Origin of the sequence: Pseudomonas sp. PsB, from assembly GCF_043658375.1 — a bacterium.
Lineage (GTDB): Bacteria > Pseudomonadota > Gammaproteobacteria > Pseudomonadales > Pseudomonadaceae > Aquipseudomonas > Aquipseudomonas putida_Z.
Genome location: NZ_JBIGLU010000004.1, coordinates 130296 through 152307 on the forward strand (window position 1 = coordinate 130296; position 22012 = coordinate 152307).

Here is a 22012-nt window from a genome sequence, read left to right on the forward strand (position 1 = left end):
GAGAGATGACAAAAGCTGAGTGGCTTGCCAAGGTCGATCGTCAGCCATTGCAAACAGGCCTGAAGGTGCCATAGGCTGCCTTTCCATGAATCGGCCACTGACACGGGATAAACGATGATCGACCTACAAGGATGTGGAGAGTTTTCAGGCTTGGAGTGCCGGCCTGTCGGGCCCGCTGACGCAGAAATGATCTGCTCGCATCGCCAGAAGATGTTTCTCGAGGCGGGTGGCGACCCTGAAAAACTGCAAGTCATGACTCAGCACTTTCGCCCATGGCTGGAAGAGCGGCTCGGTGACGGTCGGTACTACGGTTTCAAGCTCCTTGATGGCGACCAACCTGTCGCAGCCATTGGCTTGATGAGCATTGATTGGCCTCCCCATCCATCGCACCCGACCCTGGACAAGCGTGGGTACGTGCTGAATGTGTTCGTCCAGCCGGCCTATCGCCGCCGTGGCCTGGCTTCAGCCTTGATGCAGGCAGCCGACGCCGAGTTCGCTCGCCGAGGCATCACCTTCGCTGTCCTGCACGCAACCGAGACGGGTAAACCGGTCTATGAGCAAACCGGTTGGACTGGAACGTCGGAAATGGCCAAATCCATTAGTTGATAGTTACCGCTTTCGCCCGAAAGCGGACATTGAAAACAAGACAGAACAAACCAAACAGACTACCCACGCTAGTCTGCAACCGGCTGATACAAGCTCACCGCCTTGGCATCCACCGCCTTGGGCAACAGTCCCTCGCGGTAGAACGCATCGGCGATGCGCTGCTGTTCGGCCAGGTTCTCCGGCTTCACCGGCTGCACGTCGTAGCTGCGCCGGGCATTGGCCTGCTGCACCGTGGCACTGTCCAGGTTGCCCCACAACGGCCCGAGGATGCGTGCTGCGGCCGCCGGGTTGGCCTTGGTCCAGACACCTGCCTCACGCAGGGCCTGGTACACCTGCTGCAGCACCTCGGGGTGAGCCTGGGCATAGTCGCTGCTGGCCAGGTAGTAGCGCTGGTAGCTGGCCAGTTCGCTGCCATCGGCCAGGATGCGGGCGTTCTGCTGGCGCTGGGCGCTGGCCACGTAAGGGTCCCAGGTTACCCAGGCATCGACCTTGTGGTTCTCGAAGGCGGCGCGGCCGTCGGCAGGGATCAGGTAGGCCGGGGTGATGTCCTTGAAGGTCAGCCCGGCCTTGGCCAGGGCCTGGATCAGCAGGTAGTGGCTGCCAGCCGCCTTGGTCACCGCCACGCGCTTGCCCTTGAGGTCGGCCAGGGTCCTGAGTGGCGAGTCCGCGGGCACCAGGATGGCCTGGGCCGTTGGCGATGGCGTCTCCCGGGCGAAGTAGGTGAGCCTGGCACCGGCAGCCTGGGTGAACACCGGTACGGTGTCGGCAACATCTGCGGACAGGTCGACATTGCCCAGGTTCAGCGCCTCCAGCAATGGCAGGCCGCTGGGGAACTCGTGCCAGCTGACGCGAATGCCCTCGGCCTGCAGGCGTTGTTCGAGGCTGCCGCGGGCCTTGAGCAGGGTCAGCAGGGTCGAGGATTTCTGGTAGCCGATGCGCAGGGTCTGTTCGGCGCTGGCGAGGCTCGGCAGCAAGGCGCTGGCCAGCAGCGCCAGGCCAAGCTGGCGCAGGGGTTTGAAGGACATGTAGAGGTCTCCGGAGTCAGGGTTGCGTGGCCAGCGTGGCGGCATCGGACAGGGTGAAGCCAGTGGCGAAGGTCGGTGCCACATCGAGGCGTTCGCTCATCAGGCCGTGGGCGTGGTAGAAATCGGCGGTGTCCTGCTGTTGCGCCACGGTCTGCGGGTCGATCACCTGCCAGCGCAGTTGGCGGCGCTCGAACTGCAGGCGAGCGGCGTCCTCGGGGAAGCCGATGATCGCGGCCAGGGTTTTCGAGTAGCTGTCCAGGTGCTGGTTGGCCCAGACCTGCGCCCCGGCCAGGCGGTTGAGGTAGTCCTGCAACGCCGCGCGCCGCTCGGGTTGATCCAGCGCCTTGTCGGTGGCGGCGAGGAAGCTGTTGCCGCTGGAAAGGCCGCGGCCGTTGACCAGCACCCGGCCCTGCCCGCTCAGCTCGGCCAGCGCGGTGTAGGGTTCCCAGGTCGACCAGGCGTCCACCGAGCCGTTGGCCAGGGCGATCTTGGCGTCCACCGGCCCGAGGAAGCGGAACTCCACATCCTTCTCGCTCAAGCCGACCTGGTCCAGTGCCTTGAGGGCCAGATGATGGCCGATCGACCCGCGACCGGTGGCGATGCGCTTGCCCTTGAGCTCGGCCGCGCTGTGCAGCTGCGTGTCAGGGCGCACCAGCAGCGCCGTGCCATAGGGGTCGGACTTGTCCACGGCAATGGCCTTGACCGGTGCCCCCGAAGCCAGCACGAACAGCAGCGGCGCATCGCCGATGATGCCGGCATCGATCGCCCCGGCATTGAGCGCCTCGGCCAGCGGCGCGGCAGCGGGGAACTCGGCCCAGTGGATGTCGTACGGCAGGTCGCGCAAGGCGCCTGCGGCTTCCAGCTGGGCGCGCATGTTGCCCTTCTGGTCGCCGATGCGCAGGGTCAGGCGCTCGGCGGCGCCGGCCTGGCTGGCCAGCAGCAGGGCCGCGGCCAGGGTCAGCAGCTTCGATCGGATGGACATGGCGTTCCTCGGTGTCTGGGCGGGCAGCATCATGCAGCCCGTGCCAGGCGACTCTAGCGAGATCCGTCAAATAAATTAAATTGATTTTAGGAATATCCTAATATGCGTTTTCATCTATCGAAACAGAACCGATGGCATTACCCGCCAGGCAGATTATGCTAATGCCTTATTTTCCATCCGACCCTGTGAGCGCCAGTTATGAAAATCGATGATATGGACGCCTTCGTCGCGGTCATCCGCTGCCAATCCACCAACCTCGCCGCCGAGGCCCTGCAACTGACGCAACCGGCGATCACCCGCCGGGTGCAGAACTTCGAGGAAGACCTTGGCGCCACCCTGCTCGACCGCAACACCAAGCCGCTCAAGCCCACCCCCATGGGCTTGCGGGTGTACGAGCAGTGCAAGGCGATCCTGCGCGAGATCGACTCGCTGCGCGAACTGGTGGCCAACGATGGCGCGCCTTCGGGCACCCTGCGCCTGGGTGTGCCGCAAACTCTGGGTGACGTGGTGCTGCTCGATGCCCTGGCGCAGATTCGCGAGGCCTACCCGCAATTGCGCACCCAGGTCAGCAGCGGTTGGGGCAGCAGCCTTATCGCGCGCATGGAAAACGCTGAACTGGACGCCGCCGCCGCGCTGTTCCCACCGGGCAAGATCTTCCCCGAAGGCATCGCCAGCCGCTCGATCGCGCGCATGCCGCTGAAGGTGGTAGCCGCCAAGGGCAGCGTCACCAAGCGCAGCTACAAGCTCAAGGACTGCTACACCCGTGGCTGGGTGCTCAACCCCGACGGCTGTGGTTTCCGCGCCGGTCTGCAGCGGGCGCTGAGCGAACAAGGGCTGAGCCTGTCGATCAACCTGGAAACCTTCGGCACCGAATTGCAACTGGGCCTGGTCGCCAACGGCCAGGGTCTGGGGCTGGTGCCCGAACCACTGTTGCAGGCCAGCCGCCACCGCGATGCGCTGGATGTGATCAATGTCAGTGATTTCAAGCCGCAGGTAGACCTGTGGCTGTTCCATCCACGTTACCTGGGCAACCTGCAGGAACCGGTCGAGCTTTTCGGTGAGGTGGCAGGGCACAGGCTCCTGGGTTGACCACGCAGGGGCGCTTGGCGCCCCGCCAATAAATGCAATTCATGCATACCAGCAAAAACAATAAATTCTTAAAACAAATAATTAGCATAGAACCAAAAAGACTTTTACAGCGTTCATCCATACGAATACGGTCTTAGCAACACACCGTCATTCAGGGATGAAACCCCATGAGTCACCCCTCCGACAGCGCCCTCGCCGAGCTGACGCAGGCCCTCGCGGCCAACGCCGAACGCTACGACCGCAGCGCGCAGTTCCCCCAGGACAATTTCGACCTGCTGCACCGCCACGGCCTGCTCGCCTTCACCGTACCCCGCGCACTCGGTGGCACTGGCGCGGACCTGGCCAGCGCCCGTCGGGTGATCGGCGCGGTCGGCAAGGGCGACCCGGCCACCGCGTTGATCCTGGTGATGCAGTACCTGCAGCACTTTCGCCTGCAGGACGAGGCCCGCTGGCCCGAACACCTGCGCCAGCGCGTGGCCCGTGATGCCGTGCAACAGGGCGCACTGATCAACGCCCTGCGCGTTGAACCCGAACTCGGCACCCCGGCCCGCGGCGGCCTGCCCGCCACCGTGGCGCGGCGCACAGCCGAGGGCTGGCGCCTGAGCGGGCGCAAGATCTACTCCACCGGCAGCCACGGCCTGACCTGGTACCTGGTCTGGGGCCGCAGCGACGACGCCGACCCGCTGGTCGGCGGCTTCCTGGTGCACCGCGACACGCCCGGCATCATCATCGTCGATGACTGGGACCACCTGGGCATGCGCGCCACCTGCAGCCACGAAGTGCGCTTCGATGACGTGCTGATCCCCCTCGACCATGCCGTCAGCGTCAGCCCGGCAAGCGCACCGAAGGCCGAGCTCGACGGCGAGAGCCTGCTGTGGATGGCCGTACTGCTGCCGGCGGTGTACGACGGCGTGGCCCGTGCCGCCCGCGACTGGCTGGCGGGTTTTCTCAAGCAGCGTACCCCCTCCAACCTGGGCGCGCCGCTGGCCAGCCTGCCGCGCTTCCAGGACGTGCTGGGGCGCATCGACACCCTGCTGTTCGCCAACCAGGGCCTGCTTGACGCAGCCACCGCCGGGCAGGTTGCCGCGCAGCATGCCGGGCAGCTCAAGCACCTGGTCAGCGCCAATGCCATCCAGGCCGTGGAGCTGGCCATCGAGGCCGCCGGCAACCCCGGGCTGTCGCGGCGCAATCCGCTGGAACGGCACTACCGTGACGTGCTCTGCAGCCGCATCCACACCCCGCAGGACGATGTGGTGTTCGGCCAGGCCGGCCGCGCGGCGCTGGCGGAGGTGCACGCATGAGCCATTCGATCATCGCCAGCCAGCTCGACGCCCAGGCCAACCAGCACCTGCGCGAACACCTGCCGGACCATGAAGTCATCGATATCGCCCCCGGCCAGCTGGCCCTGCAAGCCCCTGCCGATGTATTCATCCTGCGCCCGATCAACGTGCGCGGGCAGCGCATCGACACCCCGCCGCCGGGCTGGCCCTGGGGGCTGAAGTGGGTACAGCTGGTGTCCTCGGGCATCGACTTCTACCCCGACTGGGTGTTCCAGGGCACACCGGTCACCAGCGGCAAGGGCGCCAATGCCGAGCAGGTGGCCGAATTCGCCCTGGCCCTGGTGTTCGCCGCCGCCAAGCAACTGCCGGGGCTGTGGGTCAAGGATGCCGACTGGCGCCTGACCCCGCTGGCGCCGTTGCGCGGCCGCACCCTGGGCATTCTCGGTTTTGGCAGCATCGGCCAGAGCCTGGCGCGCAAGGCAGTGGCCCTTGGCATGCAGGTGCTGGCCTTGAGCCGCCCCGGCCAGGCCATCGCCGAGGTGCCCGGGGTGGAGCGCGCCGCCGACCTGCAGCAGTTGTTCGCCGGCAGCGACCACCTGGTGCTGGCCGCCCCACTCACCGCCGCCACCCGTGGCCTGGTCGACCGTCAGGTGCTGGCCCATGCCCGCCCTGGCCTGCACCTGATCAACATCGCCCGCGGTGGCCTGCTCGACCAGCAGGCCCTGCTCGAGGCCCTGGACAGCGGCCTGATCGGCCGCGCCAGCCTGGATGTCACCGACCCCGAGCCGCTGCCCGCCGGCCACCCGCTGTATCACCACCCACGGGTGTTCCTGTCGCCGCACACCTCGGCCATTTCCGAGGACGGCTACCCGGCCCTGCTCGAAGCCTTCATCGCCAACTTCCACCGCTACCGCGAGCAGGCGCCCCTAGCCAACCTGGTCGACACCGCGCGCGGCTACTGATTACCGGAGAGCACACCATGAGTTCACTGTCTGCCGTCACTACCAGCACCGACAAGGTGCGCGACCGGGTCAGCGCCGAAGAGTGGGAGGTACGGGTCAAGCTGGCCGCCGCCTACCGCCTGGCCGCCCTGTTCCGCTGGACCGACCACATCTACACGCACTTTTCGGCCCGCGTGCCGGGGCCGGACGAACACTTCCTGATCAACGCCTTCGGCCTGCTGTTCGACGAAATCACCGCCTCCAACCTGGTCAAGGTCGACGTCGACGGCACCATCATCGACGACCCGCTGGGGCTGGGCATCAACCAGGCCGGCTACGTGATCCACAGCGCAATCCACCGCGCCCGCCCCGACCTGAAGGCCGTGCTGCACACTCACACCCGCGACGGCGCAGCGGTATCGGCCCAGCGCGACGGCCTGCTGCCGATCTCCCAGCACGCCTTGGCCTACTACAGCCGGGTGGTTTACCACGACTACGAAGGCGTGGCCCTGGACCTGGACGAACAGCAGCGGCTGGTGGCCAACCTGGGCGACAGCAACATCCTCATCCTGCGCAACCACGGGTTGCTCACCGGGGGGATCAGCGTCGAGCACGCGTTCCGTGAGCTGCATGGGCTGGAGCGGGCCTGCAACATCCAGGTGGCGGCCCAGGCCGGGGGCAATGACCAGCTGCTGCATGCATCGCAGGCGGCGATTGCCAAGGTGCATGAACAGTCGAAGCGGTTTTCCGATGGCAAGGGGGAAGGCATCCAGCGGCATTGGGATGCGTTGATCCGGCAGTTGGACCGCGAAGGCCGCGATTACCAGGGCTGACTGGAAGGCAGCTGTCGCCTGTACCGGCCTCTTCGCGGGTAAACCCGCTCCCACAGGTACGGCGCACCACTCAAGGAAAGTGAAATCCCTGTGGGAGCGGGTTTACCCGCGAAGAGGCCGGCACAGGTAACCCCAATTCAATGAAGGACCATCCCATGCCCCCACTGCACCGCCTGTTCGCCATCGGCTCCCTGGCCCTGGCCCTGACCGCCTGCTCCCCAGCCGACAACACCTCGGCCAGCAACACCCTGAACATCGCCTTCTGGGGCGACAACACCACCCTGGTCAGCGTCGACCCCTTCCAGGTCTACTGGCTGGAGCACCGCGTACTGCTGCGCAACGTGGCCGAGTCCCTGACCGACCAGGACCCGCAAACCGGCCGCATCATCCCCTGGCTGGCAAAAAGCTGGGAGGTCAGTGCCGATACCCTGAGCTACACCTTCCAGCTGCGCCAGGACGTCACCTTCAGCAACGGCGAACGCTTCGACGCCCACGCCGTGAAAACCGCCTTCGACAGCAACAAGGCCTTCGCCACGCAGCTGCCGGCCACCTTCGGTGCTACCTACCTGGCCGGCTACGACCACGCCGAGGTGCTGGACGACTTCACCGTGCGCCTGGTCCTGGCCAAACCCAACGCCGGCTTCCTGCAGGCCACCTCGACCACCAACCTGGCCATCCTTGCGCCAGCCTCCTACAAGCTGACTGCCCAGGCACGCTCGCTGGGCAACATCATCGGCACCGGCCCGTTCATCCTCGAGCACTACACCCCGGAGGTCGGCGCCCGGCTGGTCAAGCGTGCCGACTACGCCTGGCCATCAGCCAACATGCACAACAAGGGCCCGGCGCACCTCGATGCCGTGGACATCAGCTACATCCCCGAGGAAAGCGTGCGCAACGGCCTGTTCCTGCAGGGCAAGGCCGACATCCTGTGGCCGCGCAACCCGTTCTCGGAAGTCGACCTGAAGCTGTTCCAGTCCAAGGGTGCGACCATCCAGAGCCGCTCGCTGCCGGGCCCGGCGCTCAACCTCTACCCCAACACCCGCAACGACCGCCTGCTGGCCGACCGCCAGGTGCGCCTGGCACTGCAGAAGGCCATCGACCGCACCAGCTACGCGCATACCGTGTACAACGCCGCGTTCCCGGTGGTGAGCGGCGTTTACGACGTCACCACGCCGTACTTCAAGCCCCAGGCCGACAAGCTCGCCTATGACCCCACGGGCGCCGAGCAACTGCTCGAGGCCGCCGGCTGGCACAAGGGCGAGGACGGCTACCGGCACAAGAACGGCCAGCGCCTGACCCTGCGCTACAACCTTACCCCGGCCGAAAGCGCCGGTGACGTGCTGGTGCAGGACCAGCTGCGCAAGGTCGGCATCGACCTCAAGCTCAATGTGCTGACCCGCGCCGAATGGGTGGCCGGGAACGCGTCCGGCAACTACGACCTGACCTCCACCTACATGACCCGCGCCGACCCGATCATCCTGCAGACCATCCTCGACCCGCGGGCGGCAAGCAGCACCACGTTGGCCACCAACACCTACGAACCGCACACCCTGGCCAGGGCCCAGGCGCTGTTCGACAGCGGCATCACCGCCACCGCCGCCCCGCAACGGGCCCAGGCCTACGGCCAGCTGCAGGACCTGCTGGTCGACGAGGCGTCGGCGTTCCCGCTGTACGAGCGCGTCTGGCAAGCCGCCACCGCGCCGCGGGTCAAGGACTTCCGCTGGACTGCAGAAGGCTTCGCGCTGCTCAGTGACATCCAGGTCGGCCAGCCATGAAACGCTACCTGATCGGCCGCATCGGCCAGGCCCTGTTGGTGCTGTGGGGCGCCTACACCATCACCTACTTCATCCTCTACCTGCTACCGGGCGACACCCTGGCGATCATGCTCAGCGCCTCGGGCATGGAGGCCGATGGCCTGTCACCCGAGGACCTGGCCAAGGCCCGTGCCTACTACGGGCTGGACAAGGGGCTGCTCGAGCAGTACTTCGACCTGCTGTGGCGCGCCCTGCACGGCGACCTCGGGCAGTCGTTGTCACTGGGCCGGCCGGTCACTGCGCTGCTGGCCGAGCGCCTGCCGCAGACCCTGGCCCTGGCCGGCGCGGCCATCGCCCTGTCGCTGCTGGCCGGGGTCGGCCTGGCCTACCTGACCGCCTACCTGCAATGGCGGCCACTGAAGACCGCCCTGGCACGCCTGCCGTCGCTGGGTTTCTCGGTGCCGGTGTTCTGGATGGGCCTGCTGCTGATCCAGGTATTCGCCTTCGCCCTCGGCTGGTTCCCGGCCACCGGCAGCCAGGGCCTGGCCAGCCTGGTGCTGCCGGCGATCACCTTGGCGATCCCCAGCGCCGCGGTGTACGCCCAGGTGCTGCAGCGTGGCTTCCAGGGCGTGTGGCAGGAACCCTACATCACCACCGCCTTCGCCAAGGGCCTGAGCCGGGCCCAGGTGCAGGCGCGCCATGGCTTGCGCAACGCGGCCTTGCCGCTGTTGACCCTGATCGGCCTGCAGGTCGGCAATACGGTATCCGGCGCGGTGCTGGTGGAAACCATCTTCTCGCGCAACGGCGTCGGCCGCCTGGCCCAGGAGGCCGTGCTGCGCCAGGACATCCCGGTGGTGCTGGCGATCGTCGCGGTATCGGCCACCGCCTTCGTGGTGGTGAACCTGATCGTCGACCTGCTCTACCCGTACCTCGACCCACGCATCACCCACACGGCCAAGGTGAGCTGAGATGACCATTGACCTTTCCCTGTCCCCGATCGACACCCAGCCCACGGGCGAGGTGGCACATCCTGCCAGCGCCTGGAAGCGGCGCACGCACCTGCAGCGCGCCCGGCAGGCCCTGATCCCGCTGCTGCGCAGGCCCGGCTTCAGCCTGGCGCTATTGATCGTGCTGTTCGCCCTGTTCGCGGCACTGGCCCCGCAGTTGCTGACCAGCTTCGACCCCTACGCCACCTCGCCCGCCGACAAGCTCAGCGCCCCCGGCGTGGTGCACTGGTTCGGCACCGACGAGCTGGGTCGCGACCTGTATACCCGGGTGGTCTATGGCGCGCGTCTGTCGGTGCTGGCCGCATTGCTGGCGGTGGCCATCGCCCTGCTCGGTGGCCTCGGCCTGGGCGTGCTGGCCGGCTTTGCCGGTGGGCGCGTCGACGCGGCGCTGATGCGCCTGATCGACGTGTTGCTGGCACTGCCCGGCCTGCTGCTGGCCTTGGCCATCGTCACCGCGATCGGCTTTGGCACGGTGCCTGTGGCAGTCGCCGTGGGCGTCGGCATCATCCCGGGCTTTGCCCGCACCACCCGCGCCGAAGTGCTGCGCATCAAGACCCTGCCCTATGTCGAGGCCGCCCGCCTGGGCGGTGCCAGCTGGGCGCGCACACTGCTGCGCCATGTGCTGCCCAACGCCTGGGGCCCGGTGGCGGTGCTCGCCACCCTGGACTTCGGCGCCGCCATCCTGGCCACCGCCGGGCTGAGCTTCCTCGGCTTCGGCGCGGCGCCGCCGGCGGCGGAATGGGGCACGCTGATCGCCAACGGCCGCCACTTCCTGATCACCGCCCCCTGGGTCTCCCTGCTGCCGGGGCTGTTCGTGGTGGCCGTGGTGTTCAGCCTCAACCACCTGGCGCGCAGCGCCGAGGAGCATGCCCGATGAGCCAGCGCCCCCTGATCGAGGTCCGCGACCTGAGTGTCAGCTACACCTTCGCCGGGCAACCCATCCAGGCCTTGCGCCAACTGTCGTTCAGCCTGGCCCAGGGCGAGACGCTGGCCATCGTCGGCGAGTCCGGCTCGGGCAAGTCGACCCTGGCCAATGCCCTGCTCGGCCTGCTGCCGGGCAATGCCCGCATCGAGCAGGGCCAGCTGTGGGTCGACGGCGTGGATGTGGCCCAGGCCAACGAGCGTACCCGGCGCCAGTTGCGCGGGCGCACCATCGGCCTGGTACCGCAGGACCCGATGGTCAGCCTCAACCCGACCCTGCGCATCGGCCGGCAGATCGCCGAGGTCTTGCTGCTGGCCCGCGGCCGACGCTACCCGACGGTGGATGCCGATGTGCTGGAGCTGCTGGCCCAGGTCGGCCTGGACGACCCGGCGCTGCGCGCCCGCCAGTACCCCCATGAACTTTCCGGCGGCATGCGCCAGCGGGTGCTGATCGCCATCGCCCTGGCCGGCGAGCCGCGGCTGATCATCGCCGACGAGCCCACCAGCGCGCTGGACGTGACGGTACAGCGGCGCATCCTCGACCACCTGCAACGGCTGGTGGCCGAGCGCGGCATTGCGCTGCTGATCATCACCCACGACCTGGGCATGGCCTGCGACCGCGCCGACCGCCTGCTGGTCATGAAACAGGGTGAGCTCGTCGAGCAGGCCTCGCCCAGGCAGATCCTCTGGGGCGCACGGCAACCCTACACCCGCGACCTGCTCAACGCCGCGCCGGCCTTCGTGCCACGGCGCAGGCCTGGCGCGCCGAGGGGCCAGGCAGCGCTGCTGCGCCTGAGCAACGTCGGCAAGCACTTCGCGTTGCCCGGGCAGGATGCCCACTTCACCGCCCTGCATGACCTGAACCTTGAGGTGCATGCCGGGCAGACCCTGGCCATCGTCGGCGAGTCGGGCTCAGGCAAGAGCACCGCGCTACGGATCGCCCTCGGGCTGGAAAAACCCAGCCACGGGCGGGTGGAGTTCGCTGGCGTGGACGTCAGTGCCTGCAGCTGGCGGCAGTTCCGCCCCCTGCGCCGGCGCATCCAGCTGGTGCAGCAGAACCCGTTCGCCGCGCTCGACCCGCGCTTCACCGTGTTCGACAGCATCGTCGAACCGCTGGTGTCGTTCGGCCTGCTCAAGGGCGAGGCCCTGGAGCGCAGGGCCCGTGAACTGATCACGCGGGTGCACCTGCCGGTGCACTTCCTCGACCGCCTGCCCCGGGAGCTGTCGGGCGGCCAGCGCCAACGGGTGGCGATCGCCCGGGCATTGGCCCTGGAGCCCGAGGTGCTGCTGCTCGACGAACCGGTCAGTGCGCTGGACGTGTCGGTGCAGGCGCAGATCCTCGCCCTGCTGGATGAGCTGCAGCGCGAGCTGGGAATGGCCTACGTGCTGGTCTCCCACGACCTGGCGGTGGTGGCGAGCATGGCCGACCAGGTGCTGGTGCTGCAGCGCGGCCAGGTGGTCGAGCAAGGGCCGGCGGTGCAGGTGTTCGGCCAACCGGCCAGCGCCTATACGCGGGCGCTGATCGAGGCGATACCCGGGCATTCGCGCAGCGTGCTGCCCGTGGCGGTTTGACCGTTTTGCCGCGCGCCACGGTCGTGCCGCGCGGATCAGACATTGAGACCTATCTGGCAAGAGGTATTGAACATGAGCAAAAGACAGATCCATCTCGGCGCAATGATCCACGGTGTCGGCCACGGCTGGGGCGAATGGCGCCACCCCGAGGCGCTGGCCGACGCCAGCGTCAACTTCGGTTTCTACAAGCAGCAGGCGCAATTGGCCGAGGCGGCCAAGTTCGATTTCGCCTTCATCGCCGACAGCCTGCACATCCATGCCCGTTCCAGCCCCCACTACCTCAACCGCTTCGAGCCGCTGACCATTCTCTCGGCACTGGCGGCGGTCACCACCCATATCGGCCTGGTGGCCACGGTCACGGTCAGCTATACCGAACCGTTCCAGGTCGCCCGCCAGCTCGCCTCGCTGGATTTGATCAGCGGCGGCCGCGCCGGCTGGAACGTGGTCACCTCATGGCTGTCGGGCACCGCCGACAACTTCGGCAAGGACCAGCACCCGCCCCACGCCGTGCGCTACCGCATCGCCCGCGAGCATGTCGAGGTGGTCAAGGGCCTGTGGGACTCATGGGAAGACGACGCCTTCACCCGCGACAAGCAGAGCGGCGAATTCTTCGACCCGGCCAAGTTGCACACCCTGGGCCACAAGGGCGAGTTCTTCAAGGTCAAGGGCCCGCTGAACATCCAGCGCTCGCCCCAGGGCCAGCCGCTGATCTTCCAGGCCGGTGTGTCGGAGGACGGGCGCAACTTCGCCGCGCAGAACGCCGATGCGATCTTCGTCAACCCCGAGTCGTTCAGCGATGCACGCGCCTACTACCAGGATTTGAAGCAACGCGCCGCAAGCCATGGCCGCGACCCGGACCAGCTGTTCATCCTGCCGGGCATCCGCCCCATCGTCGGCCGCGACGAAGCAGAGGTGGAGCGCCGCTACCAGCAGGCCGTCGACCTGGTGAGCATCGAGGACGCCCTGGTCGCCCTCGGCCGCCCGTTCAACGACTACGACTTCAGCCAGCACGAGCTGGATGCGCCGTTCCCCGACCTGGGCACCCTTGGCGACAACAGCCACAAAGGCACCGCCGACCAGTTGAAGCAACTGGCCCGCGACGAAAGCCTGAGCCTGCGCCAACTGGCCTTGCGCTTCTCGCGCCCAAGACGCGACTTCACCGGCACCCCCGAGCAGGTCGCCAACGCCTTGCAGGACTGGTTCGAAGACGGCGCCGCCGACGGTTTCATCATCAACTCGCTGCTGCCCGATGGCCTGCAGTATTTCACCGAGCTGGTGGTGCCCCTGCTGCAAGCGCGCGGCCTGGTGCGCAGCGAATACAGCGGCAGCACCCTGCGCGACAGCTTTGGCCTGAGCGTTCCGACCAACCGCAACACACTGCGCCGCGGGCAGATCGCAGCTGCCTGAATCCGCCCCACACGAAAAGGAGTTCCATTGCATGAGCCTAGAATTCATCGGCCTCATCGGCCCCCAGGAAAGCAGCGAATCACAGGCCCCGCGCGGCCCGCTGGTCGACCTTGATTTCATCAAGGCCTTCGCCCAGGCCCAGGAATACGCCGGCTTCGACAAGGCCCTGCTGGCAGTCAACACCAGCGCGCCGGACTCGATGATACTGGCCAGCTACGTAGCCGCGCTGACCGAGCGCATCGGCCTGCTGGTGGCGCACCGCCCCGGGTTCCAGGCGCCAACCTTCGCCGCCCGGCAGTTCGCCACCCTCGACCAGCTCAGCCGCGGCCGCGCCTCGATCAACGTGATCACCGGCGGCGACAGCGGCGACCTGCAGCGCGACGGCGACTTCCTCGACAAGGACGCCCGCTACGCCCGCACCGACGAATACCTGCAGGTACTACGCAACACCTGGACGCAGACCACACCCTTCGACCACCACGGCGAGCATTACCGGGTGGAAGACAACCTGACCCTGGTCAAGCCGGTGGGCAAGCTGCCGGTGTACTTCTCCGGCGCTTCGGAGGCGGCGGTGGAGGTCGCGGCGAAACACGCCGATGTGTACATGATGTGGGGGGAGCCACTGGAGCAGGTGCGCGAGCGCATTGCCCAGGTGCGCAAGGCCGCGGCCCGTCACGGGCGGGAGAATCACATCCGCTTCAGCCTGTCGCTGCGGCCGATCCTGGGGGCCACCGAGGAAGAGGCCTGGGCGCGGGCCGAACGCATCCTGGCCGATGCCAGGCAGCGCATCGGCATCCGCCAGGGCAACCGCCGCGAGAAGAATTTCGGCAAGAGCAATGTCGGCTCCGAGCGCCTGGTACAGCTGGCCGGCCAGCGGAAGGTGCACGATACCCGGCTGTGGACCGAAATCGCAGCTTTGGGCGGCGGGGCCGGCAATTCCACCTCACTGGTGGGCACGCCCGAGCAGGTGGCCGAAGCGGCGTTGGCCTACTACGAACTGGGTGTGAGCACCTTCCTGTTCCGTGGCTTCGAGCAGTTGCGCGATGCCGTGGAGTACGGACAAGAGCTGATTCCGCGAATCCGCGCACTGGTGGCCCAGCGTGAGGCAGGACGCAGTACGCGTTCTGCATAGGCCCTGCCGCCTGTGCAGGCCCTTTCGTTGCCTTGGCAGGGACCTTGTGGGAGATTGCCCAGCCCTTTGGGCCGCGCTGTCGGACAGATAACTGAGTTCGCAAGCGATCCTCGTACCCTGTGGGAGCGGCTTTAGCCGCGAAGAATCCAACACGGTGCATGGCACCGGCTGCGCCGGTGTTCGCGGCCACGGCCGCTCCCACAGGTACAGCGTGAACCCGAAGCCAACGCAGTACCTGTGGGAGCGGGCAAGCCCGCGAAGCAGGCGACGCGCTAGATTTTAGAAATTGAGCAAGACAGTTGCTCCCACAAGGCCCCGCTCAAAAATCAGCATTACGCATTTATACTGATGCGATTTATCAGTAATAAACATAATTAACATAGAACAAAAAAGCCTTTCACAGCATCGTGAAAGTCCATTAGGTTCTGTAAACCGACCCCAACATGGCGGAGGCAAATGGATTTGTGCCAGCCGCCGTCGGGTCCCTCCCTTCGATCCGCCCGTTGCGCACATCCGAACCCAACCTTCTCGGAGCATGCGACATGGGATTGTCCCGTAGAGACCTGATCTCCCGCCTCGCCGCCATTGGCGGCTATTCGGCAGCCCTGGGCGCGCTGGGGCAGAATGCCCTGGCTGCCACCTTCCAACCGCTGAAACTGGCCGCAAGCGGCGGCAACGGCAAGCGCGTGGTGATTGTCGGCGCTGGTATTTCCGGCCTGGTATCCGCCTACGAGCTGCGCAAGGCCGGCTTTTCGGTCACCGTGCTGGAGGCCCGCGAGCGGGTCGGTGGCCGGGTCTGGACCTTGCGCCAGGGCGACCGCGTCGAGCACAACGACGGCAGTTCGCAAACCGTCGAGTTCGACCCGGGGCACTTCTTCAACGCCGGCGCCGCGCGCCTGCCCAGCCATCACCTGACCATCCTCGGCTACTGCCGTGAGCTGGGCGTGGAGCTGCAGGTGCTGGTCAACAGCAGCCGCAACGCCCTGGCCCAACCAGACCTGGCTCGCCCACCGCTGCTGCTGCGCCAGGCAGTCAATGATACCCGCGGGCACTTCAGCGAACTGCTGGCACGCAGTGTCAGCCGCAACTCCCTCGATGCCGAGCTCGACAGCAGCCAGCGCAAGGCCTTGCTGGACTTCCTCAAGGTCTACGGCGACCTCGACAGCCAGCAGCAGTACCGCGGTTCGGTACGCGCCGGCTACACCCGCTTCGCCGGCGCCGGCGACCAGACCCCGATCCAGCGCCAGCCGGTGCCGCTGGACCAGCTGCTGGACAGCAACCTGCTTTTGCCGCTGGTGTTCGACGAAATCCCCGAGTTCTCCTCGACCATGTTCCAGCCGGTCGGTGGCATGGACCAGATTCCCAAGGCGTTCTATCGCCAGGTCAAGGACAGTGTGCGCCTGGGCGCCGAGGTGCTGGGGGTGGACACCGGTGACAACGGTGCCAAGGTGGTCTGGCGCGACCGCAAGAGCGGCCAGCAGCACGTCGAACAGGCCGACTACGCCATCGTCACCCTGCCCCTGCCGCTGCTGGCCAAGCTGCCGAACAACTTCGACAAGGCCTTCAGGCAGGCCATCGCCAGCGCCGAAGGCGACAAGGCCAACAAGGTGGCCTGGCAGTCGCCGCGCTTCTGGGAAACCGACTTCCAGATCTATGGTGGGCTCAGCTACATCAACCACGAAGCCCGCACCCTGTGGTACCCCAGCGATCACCTCAACAGCGCCCAGGGTGTGCTGGTCGCCACCTACAACACGGGCGCGGTGGCCCACCAGTTTGCCGCCAAGCCGCTGCAGGCCCAGGTCGCCTCCTCGCGCCAGGCGGTGGAATCGCTGCATCCGGGCCACAGCCACAAGCTGGCCAGGCCGGTGGTGGTGAACTGGTCGAAGATCCCCTTCAGCGAAGCGCCGTGGATCGTCCACGACGAAGTCGCCCAGCCCGGCTACGACCTGCTCAACCAGCCCCAGGGGCGTACCTGGCTGGCCAGCGACGCCCTGGCCCATGGCGGCGTGGGCATCTGGCAGAACAGTGCCGCCGAGTCCGCCCGCCGGGTGGTCGGCCTGATTGCCAAACACGCCAGCCAGACCACCCGCGGCGTTGCCGCCTGACCTGCAAGGAACCACCCCCATGCCTCGTCTTCTTCTGCTTGCCGGAGTACTCATGTCGCTCACCCTCAACGCCCACGCCGACGGCATCAAGCGCGTCGCGCCACCCGGCTCGAACTTCCCCATCTCGCAGCTGGTCACGGTACCGGCCGGCAGCCAGCTGACCTTCATCAGCGGCACCCTGCCGGACGTGGCCGACCCAAAGGCGCCCAAGGGTAGCGTTGCAGCGCTGGGCAACACCGAAACCCAGGCCCGCTCGGTGCTGAACAAGCTGCGCACGGCGCTGCGCAGCCAGGGCCTGGACCTTGGCGACATCGTCCAGTTGCGGGTGTTCCTGGTAGGCGACCCAGCCAACGGCGGCGCCCTCGACTTCGCCGGGCTGCAGGCGGCCTACACCGAGTTCTTCGCCACCGCCGAGCAACCCCGTACACCGACCCGCACCGCCATCCAGGTGGTGGCCCTGCCATTGCCGGGCGCGCTGGTGGAAATCGACGCGATCGCGGCCAAGGCGCCGTAAGTGCGCCAGCCATGCCAGACAAGGAACTGCGTGCATGAAGCCAGCTTTTAAAACTGCCTCTTTTTTCGGCGTGGCCCTGGCCGCCGGGCTGCACAACGCACCCAGCCTGGCCGAGGAACCCGCCGCCCAGGCCCTGGGCACGGTGATCGTCACCGGCAACCGTGGCAGCGAGAAACGCACCGTAACCAGCAGCCCGGTGCCCATCGACGTGATCAGCGCCAAGCAGTTGCAGGAAACCGGCAAGCCCGGCCTGATGGAAGCCCTCAGCGCCAGCGTGCCGTCGCTGACCTTGCCGGAAAAGACCGGCTGGGACGCCAGCGGCATGGCCCGCGCCCCTAACCTGCGCGGCCTCAACGCCGCCCAGGTACTGGTGCTGGTCAACGGCAAGCGCCGCCATACCAGCGCTACGCTCAACATCAGCGGCATCAACGCCGGCGCAGCCCCCGCCGACCTTGACCTGATTCCCATCAGCGCCATCGACCATGTCGAGGTGCTGCGTGATGGTGCGGCCGCCCAATACGGCTCCGACGCCATCGCCGGGGTGATCAACGTGATCCTCAAGGCCGACGCCAGCGGCACTGCCGTGACCACCGCAGGCCAGGGCTACGACGGCAAGAAGCAGACCGTGCAGCAAAGCCTGAACAAGGGCTTCGAGATCGGCCGCGACGGCATCGTCCAGCTGGCACTGGACGCCCGCAGCCAGAACGACGACAACAAGGCCAGCGCCAATGGCTACAGCCAGGCCGAAGCCCTGGACCGCGCCGGCAAGGTTACCTACGGCGGCTATGGCACGCCGAAGATCAACCTTCTGACCCTGGTCTACAACGCTGAACTGCCGCTGCAGGACGACCTGACGCTCTACTCGTTCAGCACCTGGTCGTACCGCAAGGCCGAGCAGGGCCAGAACTTCCGCCTGCCGACCATCGTCAACACCATCACCACCGGGCCCAACGGGCGCCCCTCGGGCTACACGCCCACCTGGTACATCGAGGAATACGACTACCAGGCGGCGTTTGGCGCCAGGGGCCTGGCCGGCGAATGGGACTGGGACCTGTCCAGCACCTACGGGCGCAACGAGGCCGAACAGGGCACCTGGAACAACCAGAACCCGTCACTGGGCGAGGCCACGCCCAACCATTTCGAATCCGGCACCTGGGTCAGCTCGCAACTGACCAGCAACCTCGACCTGCACCGCAGCTTCGAGGTTGGGCTGACCAAGCCGCTGGACTTCTCCTGGGGCCTGGAACAGCGCCGCGATACCTACCAGGTGCAGGCTGGCGACTGGGCCAGCTGGGCCGACGGCGGCTACTGCAAGGCGCCCGGCAATTGCGCCGCCTCCGGCGCCCAGGTCACCAACGGCATCTCCCCCGCCGAGGCCACCAGTGCCAGCCGCAACAGCTACGCCGGTTACCTGGACGTGGGTTTCAACCCGCTGCCGCAGTGGTACTGGGGCGCTGCCCTGCGCTACGAGCACTATGATCGCAATATCGGGGCCACCCGCAGCGGCAAGCTGACCACCCGCTACGAGCTGACCCCCGAACTGGCCGTGCGGGCGACGGTGAGCAACGGCTTCCGCGCGCCGTCCTTGGCCAACAACCTGTTCAGCGCCCGCTCCACCACCTACGGCGTGGTCGACGGCGTGTACCAGTCGATCAACTATGGCGTGCTGCCGGTGGATTCGGCCGCCGCCAAGGCGCTGGGCGCCGAACCACTGAAACCGGAAAAGTCCACCAACTACAGCCTGGGGCTGGCCTGGCAGCCCGGCGAGCGCCTGGCCTTCACCGCCGATGCCTATCTGATCAACGTGCGCGACCGCATCACCCTCACCGGTACCCTGCTCGGCCCCGAGGTCACCCAGGCCTTGCTCGCCAACGGTATCGACTCGACCTCGGGCGGCCAGTACTTCACCAACGGCGCCGATACCCGCACCAAGGGCCTGGACCTGGTGGGCAGCTACGACCAGGACCTGGGCGGTGCAGGGACGGTGAAGTGGACGGCAGCCTTCAACTGGAACGACACCGAGATCCTCGACTACAAGCAGAGCGTGAACATCCTTGGCACGCCCTACGAACTTATGAATCGCCAGGCGCGCAACCTGCTGACCGAGGTACAACCGCACACCAAGCTGATCCTTGGCGGCAACTGGCGCCTGGACCGCTACCGGGTCAACCTGGGGCTGACCCGCTACGGATCCTGGCGCGAGGTGAATGCCGCCAACGACCGTTCGCTGGACCGCGAGTACAAGGCGCGCTGGATCACCGACCTGGATGCAGGCTACCAGCTGACCAAGGACCTGGAAGTGGCGATTGGGGCGCGCAACCTGTTCGATATCTACCCCGAGCGCCAGGCACCGAGCAGCAAGACCATGGTCAAGGGATACGGGGTGTACTCGCCCTATGGCTTTACCGGCGGGTATTACTTCGGGCGGGTGACCTACACCTTCTGATTCGTGACAAGCCGGCCGACGATGTCGGCCGGCAACCGGTATCAACCACGCAACATATGGACCGCCACACCGGCCAAGGCGCAACTGAACAGTACCTGGATCACGCCACGCTTGAAGCGGAACAGGGCCACTGCGGCAGCAATGGCGATCAACGCCGAAGGCCAGTCGAACGCCCCACTGAAACCCTTTGGCCAGAGCACGTGATAGCCGAAGAACATGGCGAGGTTCAGGATCACCCCCACGACCGCAGCCGTGATCCCCGTCAGCGGTGCGGTGAACTTCATCTCGTTGTGGGTCGACTCCACCAACGGGCCACCGGCGAGGATGAACAGGAACGACGGCAGGAAGGTGAACCAGGTGACGAGGCTGGCCGCGACTGCACCGGCCAGGAACGGGTTTTGCTCACCGAACATCGGATGCACGTAGCCACCGACGAAGCCGACGAAAGCCACCACCATGATCAATGGTCCTGGCGTGGTTTCTCCCAAGGCAAGGCCATCGATCATCTGAGTGGGTGACAGCCAGCCGTAATGCCCGACGGCGCCCTGATACACATAGGGCAGGACGGCGTAGGCGCCACCGAAGGTCAAAAGTGCGGCCTTGGTGAAGAACCAGCCCATTTGCGTCAGAGTGCCGGCCCAGCCAAACGTCAGTGTCAGCAGCCCCATGGGCAAGGTCCACAGTACTGCGCCGATCAGCACCAGACGCAGCAAATGCCCCACCCGAAAACGCGCATGCTCAGGCGTTGGTGTGTCATCGTCGATCAGGGCCGGGCCGTAGCTGTTCCTGGCAGCCCCATGACCACCACCGATCACGAATTTGCCGGGGGCGAAGCGACCGCCCACATAGCCTGCGATACCGGCAACCAGCACGATCAACGGGAACGGCACATTGAGGGCAAAGATGGCCACGAACGACGCTGCGGCCATGGCCCACAGCCAGCCGTTCTTCAGCGCGCGCGAGCCGATCCGGTGAGCCGCGTGGACGACAATGGCCGTGACTGCAGGCTTGATGCCGTAGAAGCCCCCCGCCACCACCGGCACCTCGCCAAAGGCGATGTAGACCCAGGACAGGCCAATCAGGATGAACAGTGAGGGCAATACGAACAATACGCCGGCAATCACCCCACCCCAGGAGCGGTGCATGAGCCAACCGATGTAGGTGGCCAGTTGCTGTGCTTCGGGGCCTGGCAACAACATGCAGTAGTTCAGCGCGTGCAGGAACCGCTTCTCGCTGATCCAGCGCCGGCGCTCGACCAGTTCCTGGTGCATGATCGAGATCTGCCCGGCGGGCCCACCAAAACTGATGAAGCCCAGCTTGAGCCAGAACAGGAATGCTTCGAACAGTCCGATCGGCCGCTGAACCGCTTGCGATGGTGGCTGTTCGCCCACTGCAGAGGTGCTATCAACCATTTTGCGCTTCCTCACTCGCGAAAGCCGTCAGAAGGCCATCGAAGATGCCCCCGGCGACCGTTGTCAGTTGATCGTCATCGCCAATGCTTTGTCTCAAGCCCGCGAGGACACGTTCGATACCTGGTGCTTCCGAGGGCTGGTTGCCTCCCACATCCAGGTAGTGAATGACCGCGGCCAAGCGTGCCAGGCCCGGCTGCTGTAGGGCAAAGCTCTCGATGAGGGTTTCGAAGGACACCCGCTGGCCGACATGGCTGAACCTGGCCCCATCAAAATCGAAGCCCAGCGCATCGCCCGGGCAGTCTTCAGGCCTGTCCAGCCAGATGAATCGAGCGTCGGCATCGATGAAGCGACGAATCAACCAGGCACATGCCAGCCGATCCACCCATGGGCGCTTGCGGGTGGCCCAAAGGCGCCCCTGGTAGTCGTTGCGTTCCAGTCGGGTGATCGCCTCGTCGTGGGCACTCGGCTCATCGGAAGACAGTGCGCGGCCAATCGCGGCTTCGAGCTCTTGGAGCGCCGCATCGGCGTGTGCCTTGGGCACGCCCGGGAAAAAATCGGTCGCCGCCAACTGGCTGAAGGCCTTTCTGAGCTTGCGCACCTGCCGTGCGGTCTGCAGCGCATTCTCTGGCGCCAGCTCGGCCCTGCAGCCTGCAATTTCTTCCATCAGGCTGGCGTACTCGTCGCTCCTGTCGAACAGCCTGCTGAAGCGCTCTTCACGCTCAGGCAGCGACAGGAGAAATGCGGTGCCGTTGATAGCCAGCACGTCGCGCTCGACTGCCTCGAAAACTTCCCGACCCGCACATTGTTCGGGCAGCAGGTAAACACCATCCCTCAGCACTGCGGCTCCAGAGGCCTTCAGGCTCCTCCAGGCACGCATGCGCTCGGTGGCATTGGCCGTCGGCAATCCGAGGATCAGTAGCGACCAGTGGATCATGTAGAGTACTCAACACAATATGTTTGTACCTCTACATTAAACTGAAACTGTG

The 22012-nt window shown here is 66.3% G+C and carries 18 protein-coding genes; 14 read left to right on the top strand and 4 right to left on the bottom strand.

Annotated features, from left to right (window positions below; genetic code table 11):
• Window positions 1–114: 114 nt before the first annotated feature.
• Window positions 115–606, top strand: coding sequence for a GNAT family N-acetyltransferase (locus ACGLHT_RS08290; RefSeq protein WP_274119938.1), 492 nt, complete (start codon window positions 115–117; stop codon window positions 604–606).
• Window positions 607–674: 68 nt separating this feature from the next.
• On the opposite strand, the gene ACGLHT_RS08295 is transcribed toward ACGLHT_RS08290, so the two are convergent.
• On the bottom strand, window positions 675–1631 hold the full coding sequence (locus tag ACGLHT_RS08295) for an aliphatic sulfonate ABC transporter substrate-binding protein (protein ID WP_075045444.1): 957 nt from the start codon (window positions 1629–1631) through the stop codon (window positions 675–677).
• A 16-nt stretch (window positions 1632–1647) separates the two neighbouring features.
• Entirely contained in the window at window positions 1648–2613 is a 966-nt protein-coding gene (locus ACGLHT_RS08300) for an ABC transporter substrate-binding protein (protein ID WP_274119939.1), read from the bottom strand.
• Window positions 2614–2811: 198 nt separating this feature from the next.
• Between ACGLHT_RS08300 and ACGLHT_RS08305 the strand changes: the two genes are divergently transcribed.
• From ACGLHT_RS08305 to ACGLHT_RS08365, 13 genes are all read left to right on the top strand, one after another.
• Window positions 2812–3702 carry a LysR family transcriptional regulator gene (locus ACGLHT_RS08305; protein WP_075045447.1) on the top strand — a complete coding sequence of 297 codons (891 nt, stop codon included), beginning with the start codon at window positions 2812–2814 and terminating at the stop codon, window positions 3700–3702.
• A gap of 167 nt (window positions 3703–3869) precedes the next feature.
• A complete protein-coding gene (locus tag ACGLHT_RS08310) occupies window positions 3870–5003 on the top strand; it encodes an acyl-CoA dehydrogenase family protein (RefSeq protein WP_274119940.1) in 1134 nt (377 codons plus the stop codon).
• Window positions 5000–5944 carry a D-isomer specific 2-hydroxyacid dehydrogenase family protein gene (locus tag ACGLHT_RS08315; RefSeq protein ID WP_085616298.1) on the top strand — a complete coding sequence of 315 codons (945 nt, stop codon included), beginning with the start codon at window positions 5000–5002 and terminating at the stop codon, window positions 5942–5944. Before ACGLHT_RS08310 ends, ACGLHT_RS08315 begins: the two co-directional genes overlap by 4 nt.
• A 17-nt stretch (window positions 5945–5961) precedes the next feature.
• The gene (locus tag ACGLHT_RS08320) at window positions 5962–6756 is read left to right on the top strand and encodes a class II aldolase/adducin family protein (protein ID WP_075045450.1); all 795 of its coding nucleotides are present in this window, start codon (window positions 5962–5964) and stop codon (window positions 6754–6756) included.
• A gap of 155 nt (window positions 6757–6911) precedes the next feature.
• The gene (locus tag ACGLHT_RS08325) at window positions 6912–8531 is read left to right on the top strand and encodes an ABC transporter substrate-binding protein (RefSeq protein WP_274119941.1); all 1620 of its coding nucleotides are present in this window, start codon (window positions 6912–6914) and stop codon (window positions 8529–8531) included.
• Entirely contained in the window at window positions 8528–9478 is a 951-nt protein-coding gene (locus tag ACGLHT_RS08330; protein WP_075045452.1) for an ABC transporter permease, read from the top strand. Before ACGLHT_RS08325 ends, ACGLHT_RS08330 begins: the two co-directional genes overlap by 4 nt.
• A 1-nt stretch (window position 9479) precedes the next feature.
• A complete protein-coding gene (locus tag ACGLHT_RS08335) occupies window positions 9480–10394 on the top strand; it encodes an ABC transporter permease (protein WP_075045453.1) in 915 nt (304 codons plus the stop codon).
• Complete coding sequence (locus tag ACGLHT_RS08340; RefSeq protein WP_274119942.1) at window positions 10391–12010, top strand: ABC transporter ATP-binding protein; 1620 nt, start codon at window positions 10391–10393, stop codon at window positions 12008–12010. Before ACGLHT_RS08335 ends, ACGLHT_RS08340 begins: the two co-directional genes overlap by 4 nt.
• A 72-nt stretch (window positions 12011–12082) precedes the next feature.
• Window positions 12083–13417, top strand: coding sequence for an LLM class flavin-dependent oxidoreductase (locus ACGLHT_RS08345; RefSeq protein WP_075045455.1), 1335 nt, complete (start codon window positions 12083–12085; stop codon window positions 13415–13417).
• A gap of 31 nt (window positions 13418–13448) precedes the next feature.
• Window positions 13449–14549 carry an LLM class flavin-dependent oxidoreductase gene (locus ACGLHT_RS08350; RefSeq protein ID WP_085588200.1) on the top strand — a complete coding sequence of 367 codons (1101 nt, stop codon included), beginning with the start codon at window positions 13449–13451 and terminating at the stop codon, window positions 14547–14549.
• Between the two features lie 542 nt (window positions 14550–15091).
• Window positions 15092–16654, top strand: a complete 1563-nt coding sequence (locus ACGLHT_RS08355) for an FAD-dependent oxidoreductase (RefSeq protein ID WP_274119943.1) — start codon at window positions 15092–15094, stop codon at window positions 16652–16654.
• Between the two features lie 19 nt (window positions 16655–16673).
• Entirely contained in the window at window positions 16674–17168 is a 495-nt protein-coding gene (locus ACGLHT_RS08360; RefSeq protein WP_025339468.1) for a RidA family protein, read from the top strand.
• A gap of 34 nt (window positions 17169–17202) precedes the next feature.
• On the top strand, window positions 17203–19614 hold the full coding sequence (locus ACGLHT_RS08365; RefSeq protein ID WP_274119944.1) for a TonB-dependent siderophore receptor: 2412 nt from the start codon (window positions 17203–17205) through the stop codon (window positions 19612–19614).
• A gap of 41 nt (window positions 19615–19655) precedes the next feature.
• Here ACGLHT_RS08365 and chrA read toward each other — a convergent pair whose 3' ends face one another.
• A complete protein-coding gene (gene chrA / locus ACGLHT_RS08370) occupies window positions 19656–21026 on the bottom strand; it encodes a chromate efflux transporter (protein WP_274119945.1) in 1371 nt (456 codons plus the stop codon).
• A complete protein-coding gene (locus tag ACGLHT_RS08375) occupies window positions 21019–21960 on the bottom strand; it encodes a chromate resistance protein ChrB domain-containing protein (RefSeq protein ID WP_137164205.1) in 942 nt (313 codons plus the stop codon). The genes chrA and ACGLHT_RS08375 overlap by 8 nt, the downstream gene beginning before the upstream one ends.
• Window positions 21961–22012: the final 52 nt, after the last annotated feature.